This window comes from Pseudomonas sp. lyk4-TYG-107 (genome assembly GCF_030209055.1).
GTDB lineage: Bacteria > Pseudomonadota > Gammaproteobacteria > Pseudomonadales > Pseudomonadaceae > Aquipseudomonas > Aquipseudomonas putida_A.
Map to the genome: position 1 here is coordinate 123,234 of NZ_JARVST010000033.1, position 14,084 is coordinate 137,317.

2 protein-coding genes are annotated in these 14,084 nt (G+C 58.6%); both read left to right on the plus strand.

The window, feature by feature from the left end; all coding sequences use genetic code 11:
- The first annotated feature begins 333 nt into the window (after positions 1-333).
- A complete protein-coding gene (locus QRN61_RS25690) occupies positions 334-13,710 on the plus strand; it encodes a hemagglutinin repeat-containing protein (RefSeq protein ID WP_285376094.1) in 13,377 nt (4,458 codons plus the stop codon).
- Entirely contained in the window at positions 13,710-14,012 is a 303-nt protein-coding gene (locus tag QRN61_RS25695) for a hypothetical protein (RefSeq protein ID WP_096797480.1), read from the plus strand. Before QRN61_RS25690 ends, QRN61_RS25695 begins: the two co-directional genes overlap by 1 nt.
- Positions 14,013-14,084: the final 72 nt, after the last annotated feature.

The window sequence follows — 14,084 nt, forward strand, 5'->3', positions numbered from 1 at the left end:
GCGATCTCCCCTGAAAAGTAGGCTTCTTGAGGAAAAGCCGTGGGCTAGAGAGGTTGCGTAAAAAGACGCTGTACGACTTATTGACGCCAGAATGATGGCAATCTACCATCGCGCCATCACATTGATATCAAATTGTGATTTCGAGGGATCGAACAAACTATTCGCCAGCGGTTCTGCGATCGTTTTTGCCACGCTTTGGACGTTCTGACCGAGGCGCGCATTTATCCCCCTTTTGCTTGTTCTCTCACTTGGCCCCGTGTTTTGGCCAGGCAGGGATCGCTTTGCCTGTTGATTACCCAGACCTCACTCGCCTGTCGCAACGAGAGCTCAAACATGGACGTTCGCCAATACGCCTTCCTCGCTGGTCAGCCTTCTGCTGACGTGAAAACCCGTGAGTCGTTTCTGGGCATGCCCAAGCGCGGGCTGGCGTTCCTGCTGGCGAACGTCATGTTCTGGCAACCGATGTGGGCGCAGGCCGACGGCATTGTCGTGGCCAACCCGAACACCGCGCTGGATCGGGCCGGCAATGGCGTGCCGATCATCAACATCGCCACGCCCAACGGCAGCGGGCTGTCGCACAACCAGTTCCACGATTACAACGTCGGCGCGCAGGGCGTCATCCTCAACAACGGCTCGACGCAAACCTCGAACACCCAGTTGGCCGGGCACATCATCGGCAACCCGAACCTGAAAAACAGCGGCTCGGCGCAAGCGATTCTCAACGAAGTCATCAGCGGCAACCCAAGCCAGTTGCGCGGTTACACCGAAGTGGCGGGGCAGTCGGCGCGGGTGATCGTGGCCAACCCCTACGGCATCACCTGCAACGGCTGCGGTTTCATCAATGCGCCACGGGTCACGTTGACCACCGGCAAACCGGTGCTGGACAACGGTCGCCTCGATCGCTTTCAGGTCGATCAAGGCTCGGTCGCCATCGAAGGCGCCGGGCTTAACGCAACCAATATCGACCGCTTCGAAATCATCACCCGCACCGCGAAGATCAACGCCGAGATCCAGGCGAAAAACCTGACCATCGTCGCCGGGCGTAACGACGTCAACGCTGAACATCTCAGCGCCACGGCCCGCGCCGACGACGGCAGCGCCAAACCGCAACTGGCGATTGACTCCTCGGCGCTGGGCGGGATGTATGCCGGGTCGATCAAACTGGTCGGCACCGAGGCCGGGGTCGGCGTGAAGCTCGACGGTAAACTGATCGCCAGCGGTGGCGATATCCAGCTTGATGCCAATGGTCAATTGAGCCTGGCCGATACCTCGGCGACAGGTGCGGTCAACGTCAAGGCGGCCAGTCTCGATGCGCGCGGCCCGGTGTATGCCGGCACCGCGCTCAATGTGCAGACCCAAGGCAATCTGACCAACCGCCAGACCCTGGCTGCCCGCGACAATATTGCCCTGAGTGCCGGTGGGCAATTGACCAACGCCGGAGTCATCGAGGCCGGGGTCAACGCCGACGGCAGCCGTAACGCCAACGGTGATCTGAGCCTGAGTGCGCAAAACCTCGACAACACTGGCAAAAGCCTCATCGCCGGCCGCAATCTGACAGTCAGCACTGCGCAAACCCTGAGCAACCAGGGCGGCACCCTCAGCGGACAAACCACGGCGATCACGGCGGGCACCCTGGACAACCGCAATAGCGGGCGCGTACTGAGCGGCGGCACGATGAACCTGAATGCCGCTCAAGTGCTGAACAACAAAGGCGTGATCAACAGCCAGACCAGACTGACCGGCAACATCGGTCAATTGATCAACCGCAATGGCGAACTCAGCGGCCAGACCGACGCGGTACTGACGGTCACTTCGCTGGATAACGTCGCCGGCGTGATGACCGCCGGGCAGTTGCTCGACATCACCGCCATCGGCGCGATCAACAACAGCAACGGCGGCCGGATCGGCGCCAAACAAGCGCTGACCCTGCGCGCACAGCAATTCGACAATAGCCAGCAAGGCCAGTTGACCAGTGAAGGCACGCTGACCACGCGCATCAGCGATCGCCTGGACAACCAGAACAAAGGCCTGATCCAGGCCAACGCAGCGATGGACCTGCAAGCCACGCGCCTGGATAACCGCGCCGGCAAGATTTCCAGCCTCAACACCCTGACGGTTACCAGCGCCAATACGGACAACCGCAGTGGCACGATTCGCGCTGATCAGGCGGCGAAACTGTTGATCGGTGAACTGGATAACGGCGACAAGGGCCGCGTTGAAAGCAAGACCACACTGACGTTCGAGGGCAACACGCTGGACAACCGCAATGGCGGTCTGCTCACCTCGACCGGTTTGCTGAGGCTCAAGGCCAACAATGTCATCAACGATGGCGGACGGATTTCCGGCAAGGGCGATGTCGACGCCAACATCGAAAGCCTGAACCAGCAGGGCGGTGAACTGGTTGCCGAAGGCAACCTGTTGCTGACCGGCAAGGCGCTGCAGAACCATCAGGACGGTCTCGTCGGGTCGCTCAAGACCCTGACGGTCAACGTCGACCAGATCGACAACCGCGGCGGCTCGCTCTCCAGCCAGCAGGACCTGCACATCAACGGGTCGCGCCTGGACAACAGCGACGGCGGCAAGGTGCTGTCCGACACCACGCTGGCGCTGAAAGTCGCGCAGATCATCAACGCCACTAACGGCCTGATTTTCAGCAAGGGCGCGAGCACGCTGAGCGGCACCGGGTTGAGTAACGTCGCAGGGCGGATCGTCAGTCAGAACAGTCTGGGGCTGACCTTCGACGGCGCGATGGATAACCAGCAAGGCCTGATCAGCAGTGAAGGGCAAATGATCCTCACCGCCGGCAGCCTCGACAATCGCTTGGGCAAACTGTCGAGCCTTGAAGCAATGGCGCTGACCGCCACCGGCGCGGTACTGAGCCAGGGCGGCCTGATCGTCTCGCAGAAAGGCCTGACCTTCAAAAGTGGCAGCCTGGATAACAGCGCCAACGGCATCATCAGCGCCAAGGCCGATTCGACGCTGACCACCGGCGAGTTGAAAAACCGTCAGAGCGGCAGTATCGCCACCGATGGCACGCTGTTGTTGACCGCCGGGCACCTGGACAACTCCGGGGGCACCATCGGTAGCCAGCAGAAACTTCAGGCTTCGCTGACCTCGCTGGAACAGGACGGCGGCGAGCTGTTCAGCAACAGCGACCTGACGCTGGACATGAACAACGGCCTGCTCAACAACCAGCGCGGCAATATCCATACGCCGGGCCAGTTGCTGCTGAAAAACCTCAAGGACGTCAACAACAGCGCCGGCGAAATCTCCGCCGCCAAGGCCTGGGCAGTCAACGCACAAAGCCTCAACAACGATGGCGGCAAATTGCTCAGCAATGAAAAGCTCAGCCTCACTATCGAGCGCGCCCTGAGCAACGTCAAAGGGGTGATTGCTTCCGCCAGCCTCGACAGTCGCAGCGCCAGTCTGAACAACAACAGCGGCGACATTCGCGTGCGGGGTGATGTCGATTTCAGCGTCACCGGAATGTTCGATAACCAGAACGGTGTGGTCATCGCCGACAACGGCCTGACGATTACCGCCGCCAGTCTGGATAACCGTCAGGAAGGCCTCATCGGTTCAACAAAAGCGCTGAAGCTCAGCGTCGACCGTATCGACAACCGCAGCGGCGAACTGTCGAGCAAGGCCGATGTGAGCCTGATCGGCGCCTGGCTCGACAACAGCGACAGCGGTTACATGCTCGCCGGCGGCAATCTGGCGCTGACGGTTAATGACGTCATCAACCGCAACAAGGGGCTGCTGTCCGGTGACAGCGGCTTGACCCTGACGGGCAAGACCCTGGAAAACAGCGGACGTCTGACCAGCCAGAAAGATATCGCAATCAACCTCTCTGCGGGGCTGAACAACGGGCAGGGCAGTGTCGTCGGTGAAGGGGCTCTGGCGATCAACGCCGACAGCCTCGACAACAACGCCGGCACGGTCTCCAGCGCTAAAGCGCTGACCATCGACACCCGTGGCGCCGTCAGTAACCAGGGCGGCAAACTGCTGACCGACACCGACCTGACGCTCAACAGCAGCGCGCTGGATAATCAGCAACAAGGCGCGATCAGTGGCAAAGGCAAACTGAGCATCACCACCGGCGACCTCAACAACAGCCAGGCCAGCATTTACTCCGCCGATCAACTGCACATCACGGCCGGCCAGGTGACCAACACCGCCGGCAGTCTCGGCGCGGCCAATTCGCTGGTGGCCAATGTTCGTGGTCTCGATCAGCAGGGCGGCAGGCTGTTCAGCAGCAATGCTGATGTCAGCGTCGATCTGAACGGCGGCGCGTTGAACAACCAGGGCGGCGTCATCAGTGCACCGGGTCAGTTGTTGTTGAATAATCTGGCTGACGTAAACAACCGTGGCGGCGAGATTTCCAGCGAGCAGGCTTTCGAACTGCTCGCCAAGTCATTGGATAACAGCGGCGGCCAACTGCTGAGCAATCAGAAACTCACCCTGCAGATCGACAACGCGCTGACCTCGATCAAAGGCAAGATCGCGGCGGCGGCGCTGCAGGTTCGCGCGGCGAGTCTGGATAACAGCGGCGAGGGTGTTTTGCTCAGTGACAGCGATATCGACGTCAAGGTCGATGGCCTGCTGAACAACCAGAACAAGGGCAGCATCAAGGCCGCGCAACAACTGACCCTCAACAGCACCGGCCTGAATAATCAGGGCGGCACGCTGGTGGGTGTTGCGGGCGTGGCGATCGATCTGGGCGCCACCGCACAGGATCTGAATAACCAGGACGGCCTGATCAGCAGCAAGGGTTTGCTGAGCATCGCCCACCTGCGTGACCTCAATAACCAGAACGGCGTGATCAACAGCAAAGGCGTGTTGAGCATCGATGCGCTGCGCAATCTGAATAACCAGAAGGGCGAGATTTCCAGCGTCAACAGCTTCAGTTTGAAAGGCAACAGCCTGGACAACCGTGGCGGCAACCTGATCAGCAACGATCAGCTGACCCTGACCGCTGCCGAGCTGAAAAACCAGGGTGGTCTGGTCTCCGGCTGGAACGGCGTGACTGTCACCGGCGGCACCCTCGACAACAGTCAGCAAGGCAGTGTTTCCAGTCTGCTCGGCAACACCAGCATCGACCTCAGTGGCGCGCTGACCAACCACAGCAACGGTGGCGTGGGCGCGAAGGGCGAGGTGAGCATCAAGGCCGCGAGCCTCGATAACAGCAACGGCACTCTCAGCAGTGGCGGCAAGCAGACGCTGACGCTGACCGGTGGCACGCTCAGTAATACTTCCGGCGGCTTGATCGAGAGCGGTGACACGCTGGATGTCCGCGCTGTAACGCTGGACAACAGCGGCGGCAGAATTACCGCGAAAAAAGCCCTGACCTTCACCGGCACGCAACTGAATAACAGCCATGGCAGCTTCGTTGGCGATGACAGCGTCAGCCTCGACCTGCTCGGCGCTCTGACCAACGTCAATGGCGCGTTGGGTAGCAACGGCCCACTGCTGATCAAACGCTCCGCCAGCGTCGACAACCGCGGCGGGCAACTGATTAGCCAGACCTTGCTGAACCTGCTCACCAGCGGTGATCTGAACAACAGCCAAAGCGGCACCGTGTCGGCCAACAGCCAACTGGATCTCACCGTTGGCGGCACTCTGCACAACGACACCGATGGCCTGATCTCCAGCCGCGATGCCGGGGTGCACCTCACCGCTGCGGCGCTGAACAACGCCAAGGGCGCTGTGCAAAGCATGACTGCACTGACCGTGAATGCGGGCAGCGGCGCCATCGACAACCAGGGCGGCAAGATCATCGCCCAGAACGGCGACCTGACCCTCACCGCCGCCAGCCTCGACAGCCGTGGCGGTGTGCTGTCGAGCCTCAAGGGTTTGCTGCAGACCCGCCTGACTGACGTGTTGCGCAACGGCCAGGGCGGCAAGATCGAAGGCAGCCGCCTCGATCTGCGCGCACTCGGTGGTATCTACAGCGACGGCGGGCGTATCGCCGCCAACAGCGGTGACATCCTGCTCGATGCCGGTGTCGGCACGCTCGACAACAGCGGCGGCGGGATCTACGCCCGGGGCAAGGTGAAAGCCACCGCCGGCTCGATGAGCAACAACGCCGGCCAGATCAGCGGCAATGGCATCGACCTGGGCGTCAACGGCAACCTCAGCAACCGCAGCGGCCTGATCGAAAGCGCTGGCACACTGACGATTCGCGCCGCCAACCTCGACAACCAGGGCGGCAAACTGCGCGCACTGGGCGCTGGCGGCAAAACCGATTTCCAGATCGGCAGCCTGTTCGACAACCGCAACGGTCTGGTGGAAACCGCCAACAACGACTTCAATCTCGCCACGCCGAGCCTGCTCAATGCCGGCGGCTCGATCACCCATGTCGGCGTCGGCGAATTCGGCATCTCGACCGCCAACGTCATGAACGCCGGCGGCTCGCTGGTGACCCTCGGCGGCCTGACGCTGAACGCGGACAGCTGGACCAACAGCAGTGTGATTCAGGCTGGGCGGTTGACCGTCAATGTCGGCAATTTTGTGCAGACTGCGAGCGGCCAGTTGCTCGCTTCCAATCAACTGGTGGGGCGTGGTGGTAACTGGACGAATGAAGGCTTGATTGCCAGCGATGGCAGCGTCGATATCCAGCTGAGTGGCAATTACGGCGGCAACGGGCGCACGAGCAGTCTGGGCGATCTGCAACTCGACGCCTCCACCCTCAACCTGAACAGCGCTACGAGTATCGCGGCCGGAGGCAATACGACCGTAGGCGCACGCGGAGGCCTGGCGATCGTCAACAACTATGGCCGGCTCAGCGCTGCCAATAATCTGATCCTCAATGGCGGCACCGTTAACAACTACGGCACGCTCGCAGGCGCGTCGGGTATGAAACTGACGGCATCATCACTGCTCAACGATCAGGGCGGGTTCCTGTTCAGCGGTGGCGACATGAAGCTTCGCGTGGGCAGCCTCAGCAACAAGAAATCCGATGTTTACAGCCTTGGCGGAATTGACATCGCACGGGACGATGCCGGTAATCGCGCGGCAACGGTGGAGAATCTTTCCGGGACGATGGAGAGCACCGGCGACTTCTCGATCAAGGCCGACTCGATTGTTAACCGTAGAGATCAGTTCAAGACGGTTTCCGAGATGTACTCGTCGGATATTGGAGTGCGTTGCTATTCGTGTGATCAGATCCCGCTTAACTGGACAGATCTGCAAGGAGGCAAACTACCGTCTCACCTGGTCTGGGAGCAAAAGTTCAAGGTAAGCATTTCGGAGGGGGAAAGTTCCAAAGCCGCGTCCATAACTGCCGGAAAAAACTTTGATGCTGTGGGCGGCTCGTTCCTGAATTCGAACTCGTCGATCGCCGCTTCTGGAAACATCAACGTCAACGTGGCCAACTTCGAGAATTCGGGTACTGCCACTGGTGATTACGTTTCCCGCAAATACGTCAATGGCGGGCTCTCCGTTGCCCAGTGGAACGAAGTCGTTGCGTACAACATGTACAACGACGCGGACTACAACAAGGATCTGCACTTCTGGAATGCCAACGAAGATGACTCACGGGTAGTTTCCAAGGTCGTCAGATATGGTGCCAAGGGTGAGGCTGATAACTGGTTCCAGACGTTCGGCTCGACCATCATTTCTTTGAATAAACAGAGTCAGGCCGTCAAGTTCGGAGATTCTCTCTATTCCTCGGGAGTCAGAACGGAAGCTCCAGACTTCATAAAGAATGCCGTGTTCAATGAAAAGATTGTCACCTCCGACCCTTCAGGATTCGCCTCGGCGATCATCCAGGCCGCCGGCAATGTCACCATCAACGCCAGCAACAAAATCAGCAACGGTGTTGAAAAGGCCTACAGCTCAGGCGCCGCCGGCACCTCTCGCAACGCCAATACCGGCGCTGGCGGCACCGGTAAAACCACCGTCATCAGCCTCAACAGCCAACTGCCACCGGACTTGGCACAACAACAGGTCAACCCGCTGACATTACCCGGCTTCAGCCTGCCGGTCGGTGACAACGGCATGTTCCGCCTGAGCGGCAAAGGTGGTAGCGAACAATCCTCGGTGCCCGCTCCGTCCTGGACCATCGGTACGCTGTCCGGCGAGTCGACCCGTCATACGGCCGGCATGCCCGCTCGGCCGTCCACCCAGTTCCAGTTCGACAACAACGACCCGGTGTCGATAAAAAAACGCGATCTGGCGCTGAGCGATGCCGCGTCGTTGAATCTTAACGACAGAACGGCTCAGTTCAACGTGGGTGCAACCGCCGCTGACGGTCCAGTCGGTGTGCTGGTTCCTGCTCGGGGCAACCCCGCCTTTGATGTACCACGCGTACAAGGCTTGCCCGACACCAGCGTGCGCTCCAATCCGCACAAATACCTGATCGAGACCAACCCGGTACTCACCGACCTGAAGAAATTCGAGAGCTCGGATTACCTGTTGCAAAAACTCGGCTACGACCCGGACATCAGCGCCAAGCGTTTGGGTGACGGTTTCTTCGAACAGCGGATGATCCAGCAAGCGGTCGTCGAGCGTACGGGACAGCGTTTCATCGACGGCCAGACCTCCGACGAAGCGATGTTCAAGTACCTGATGAACAACGCCATCGCCAGCAAGGATCAGCTCAACCTGTCGATGGGCGTCACGCTGACTGCACAACAAGTGGCGGCACTGACCCACGACATCGTCTGGCTCGAAGAGCACGAAGTGAATGGTGAGAAAGTGCTGGTGCCGGTGCTGTATCTGGCTCAGGCGAATAACCGGTTGGCGCCAAACGGGGCGTTGATTCAGGGCAACGATGTGACGTTGATTGCCGGTGGCGATCTGGACAACGCCGGTACGTTGCGAGCCTCCAATAACCTTTCGGCGGAGGCTGGCAATAACCTCACCAACACCGGACTGATCGAAGCCGGTGAACGCCTCACGCTCAAGGCCGGTAACGATATCATCAACAAGTCCGGCGGCATCATCTCCGGCAAGGACGTCAGCCTGACCGCCACCAACGGCAGTGTGATCAACCAGCGCGACGTGACCGGCTTCGACCTCACCGGACGCGGCAACGTGTTGCACCGTGACTACCTGGACAACGCCGCCCGGATCGAGGCAGCCAACGACCTGACAATCAAGTCCGGCAAAGACATCAACAACATCGGTGGCGTTCTGCAGAGCGGCCGGGATATGACGCTCGATGCTGATCGCGATGTGAACATCACCTCGGTGCAGAATCGCAGCACCGATGCACGGGGTAGCAATTTCCTCAATCAGACGATCACTCAGCACGGCGCTGAAGTGAAGTCCGGGCGGGATCTGTCGATCAGTGCTGATCGGGATGTGGCGGTTGTGGCCAGTCGGCTGGATGCCAAGCTGGATCTCAAAGTCGATGCCGGCCATGACATCGTTATCACCTCGGCGGCCGATGAAAGTGACTACGTCGCGCGTAGCAAGAAGCGCGCTAATGAGACTCACAGCATCACGCAACAATCCTCCGTACTGAACGCCGGGCGCGATATTGCGCTGAGCGCGGGTAATGATCTGGGCATCATCGCCAGTCGGATCAAGGCCGAAGAAGATGTCAGCCTGAAGGCCGTTCAGGACATCACCATCGCCTCTGCCCAGGATGAAAGCTCTACCTATAACTACAGGAAGAAAAAGGGATCGTTCGGCCGCAGCAAAACTAGCGAAAGCGCGACTTACGACAGCACCAACGTGGCCTCGGTCGTAGAGTCCGGCCGCGACCTGACCGTGAACGCGAAGCTGTCGGACAAGGGCGGTGTTTCTCTCGAGGGGGGGCGCGATCTCACCGTGATCGGTAGTCAGTTGAAGGCCGGTAACAATCTGGTCCTGGGTGCGCTGAATGATATCTCGGTGCTCTCGGGTACTGATGAACACAGTGATTTCAGCAAGACAACCAAGAAAGGCTCCTTTGGCCTCTCAAAAAGTGGCAAAAGTGCCGTCAACACCAGCAGCACCCAAATCGCCAGCGAGTTGCAAGCGGGCAATGACGTCGTTATTGCTTCGGGTAAAGACGTCCTCGTGCAGGCCAGCGCTGTTACTGCAGGCAACGATGCCGAGCTCCGCGCCGGTCTGGTGGATGATACGGGTGACATCAATCTGATATCGGCCAACGACACCCATTACAACCGAAGTGAAGCCTACAAAAAGAAAACCGGTCTCTCGGTCTCGGGTGGCTTTCTGTCTCTCACCTCCGCCAAGGAAGCGGGGCGGCAGGGCGACGGTAATACCAGTGTGGGCAGCCTGGTCAGTGCCGGGCGTGACACGATCCTCAGCGCCGAGCGCGATATCAATGTTTTGGGTAGCGGTATCGATGCCGGCCGTCACGTCAGCATGGACGCGGGCCGGGACGTCAACGTCATGGCCGCTGCCAATGAAAGTGCCGAGCAAGCGTGGTCGAAGTCCAAACAGACGGGGATCGGCTTTTCCAGTGATGACAATGGCGTGGGCGTCTTTGTCGGCGTCGATGGGCTCAAGGAAAAAAATCGACGTGAACAGCAGAGCGGCGCTGCCAGCCAGATCAGTGCAGGTCAGGATCTGACCATCAACGCCAAGCGCGATATCAACCAGATCGGCTCGGATCTGGCGGCCAATAACGATATCGAACTGAATGCCGACCGCAATATCAACATCGACGCCGGCCGTGAAACCCTGTTGGTGGAGCAGCAGCGCGAAACCGAGCGCAATGGCCTTGGCGTGCGCATCGACCACAACTATGGCCAGACGAAAGACGCCGTCAATGGTGCGGGTAAAGGTGAGGATAACGTCAGCAAGGGCTCAAGCACCCTCAAGGCTGTGGACGGCATCAGCCAGTTCCTGTCCGGACCGACAGCGGACGTCAAGTTCGGTAACAGTAAACAGAGCAGCAGTCAGCAAACTATCGAGCAAAGCAACCGATCTTCGACGCTGAATGCAGGCCACGATCTGAGCCTGAATGCGAAGAATGATGTAACGGTAAAGGGATCGAAATTCCAGGCAGGACGCGACATCAACGTCGTCGGTCGTGATGTCACCTTCGATGTCGCCAAAGGCGCTGTCAGCCAGGACAGCACCCAGCGCGACAGCTGGGGCGGAATTCATGGCGGCACCAGTGGCGGCTTCAAGATCGGCATTGGTGGCAGCTATGGCGTAGCCACTGAAGACGGGACACGTGGCTCTTCTACGCCCACTCAACTGGGCGCCGGCCGGGATGTCAATTTGCAAGCTGACCACGATCTCAATCTGATCGGCACACAGGTCACCGCCCGCCGGGATATCGAACTCAACGCCTTCAACGATCTGAACATTCGTTCGGCACAGAACGACAGCGACAGCACAAGTAACCGGCACAACGGTGGCGGTGAAGTGGGGCTGGTCTTTGGTTCCGAGGGTGTTGGTGTCTACGCCAGTGTCAGCATGGGCAAAGGCAATCTGGAGCGCGAGGGCGAGCGGCAGCAAGAGGCTTACCTCTACGCCGGAGACCGGTTGGGCTTCACCAGCGGCAAGGACACCAATATCGCCGGCGCAACACTGCGGGGCGATGAGGTCAATGGTCGCGTGGGTGGTGACCTCAATGTGTCTTCTGTAGCCGACACCGGAAAGGTGAAGGGCAAAGAGTTTGATATCAGCGTTACTGCCACTTTTGGTCCGGGCGCCGGGGTCAGCGGTTCGGTGGGCTATGGCCAGACGGCGGGCAGGACGAACTGGATCGAACAACAAACCACCATCACCGGCAAAAACAAGGTTGATATCCGCACCGAAAATCACACCCAACTGGACGGTGCGCTGATCGCTGCCGACAACGGCAATCTGAAACTGGATACCGGCACTCTGGGCTTCAGTGATATTGCCGGTTCAGACAAGGAACACGGCTACTACCTGAACGTCGGCGGTAGTTACACGGCGGGTAAAGGCAGTGGCGCTCAGGACGCCAGCCAGACGGGCAAAGGCAAGGAAGGCGAAAACGGCTGGAGCGTCAGTGGCTGGAAGTACGACAAGGATCGCGAGCAGATTGTGCGAGGCACCGTCGGGGCCGGGGAAATTGTGGTTCGCCAGGACGCCGAGACCGGCAAGGATTCGACTGTCGGGTTGAACCGTGATGTCGACAAGGGCTACGAAATTACCAAGGACAAGGAGTCTCGTACCGATCTGTACGTGAGTAAGTCCTCGCTTGAAGCTGTAGCGGATCCTTCCGGTACCTTGAAAGCCTGGGCAGAAAAAATAGAGAGCTACGGCGACGCTACACAAGGCTCCTTTGAGGCAGCACTCAAGCTGATTACCGGCCCGGTCAACATGGTCGGCCAGGCCTGGACCGATCTTCAGGCACAGCGGGTATCGCTGGATGACGTACCTGCTTCGGCGCGCGACAGGCTGGGTGACGATCTAGCCTTGGATATCGCCAAAAATCTGGTTCGAAATGGCAAGGATCCGGGCGATGTCAATAACCTGAAGAAGGAAGACATCGTTGCTATCAAAGAATACGCGAAGGTATTTGCCGCATTTTCTTCGGCGCAAGCGGCCTGCGAAGCGTCGGGAGAGTGTGCCAAGGGTGATACCCCACCGAATAATTGGGATTCTGTTCATTACCAGGATACTGACAAAAAAAATCTACAGACCTGGTTGGGAAGCTCGGCACCGGGTACTCCGGGGGCTGTGCTGTTATTGCGCGCTGACAAGTTGCAGACTTATCTGGACGGTCTGCCCAAAGAGCAGGCCCAGTTGCTGGCTTTGGGTATCCAGGCGGCCATGGGGCCGGCAAAAGCTGCTATCGGTCTTGCAGGCAATGTCCTGATCAACAAGTTGTTCGGCGACAAAATTGAGGCGATGAAAGATAACCTGGCTAAATCCCTGGCCAGTGAACTAAGCGGTGAGGCCAAGGACGGCCTGGTGGAAAACGATAACCGCCTCAAGAAAATGTTTGAGTTAGGTGCAAACTCTCGTGATGGCGGTGACGCCTATGTACGAGGCGCGGCGACGCTACTGAACATTGCCTTGGGCACCGCAACCAACATGGCAGGTAGCGTCACGGGCAAGGTCTTCAGTGTCGTCGGTGGCAAAGGGACGACCGGCGGGAAAGTCTCTGATCCGATTACGATCGATCCGAAGCATCCCGACTGGGCGAAAGAGTTTGGTGATACGCCGGGCAAAGGATGGGTAGACGGGCCGACGACCAAGCCTCCTGTAGCTTCTGGGCATGGCGATGCCGCGAAGCCTCATGTCGAGGCCGTGGTGAAGGTCGAGACTGCCAAGTCAGTCAAAGGCAGTCATGAATATGAACTGCTTAACAACCCTGCTGCCAGAAGCCCCAACACCCGGTATGAGCTGGATAATGGCAATACCTTTACGACCAACAGTAAGGGTATGGTAGAAGAGTTGACGTTCACCCCGACCAAAGAGAAGGTGCCTCGGGATTCCAGGCAGACGGAGGCTGGTAAAGAAGGCCGTGACACTGACGTGGGCGGGCACGTTCAGGCGTGTAGCAATGGCGGGACATGCGATAAATACAATCTTTTTCCTCAGGACAAGAATTTCAACAATTCAGCCTACAAAGTGTTTTATGAGAATAGAGTGAAGGAAGCGCTCGACGATCCATCAAAAACAGTGGGTGTAACAACCGTCAGGTTCGTGCGTGAAGACCCAGGCTCAGTCCGTCCTGACGCGATGAGAGTTACTTACATAGTTGATGGGAAGGCTAAAACCGTAGTCTTTAAAAACGAGCCTCATCAAATTCCGGAGGTTATATAGTGATTACTGAAGATATAAAAATCGTCCAGGAAATTTTCCAGGAAGTCGAAGCCGGTATCGTTCATGGCTACGATGCATTCAGCTACGGCGTGGAATTGGGGGAGGGATACATTGAGACGGAACTAGGCGTTGAGAAAGACGGCGTGGAGGACTGGAACGTCGAGACCGACATAAATGACGCGAAAATTCTGCGTCTTGTAGGCGAGTTACAGGCTAACGCAGACAAGCGCGGTGAACCATGGAAGTCATTTGTCCTGTCTTATCGTGAAGGCGAACAGGTCAAAACAAAATTCAACTACTAAACGGTGATGCGTATTCCAGGCATCCAGGATGCAGCGGGCGGTATTGCCGGCCGCTGCCTTTCCTTTGATTTG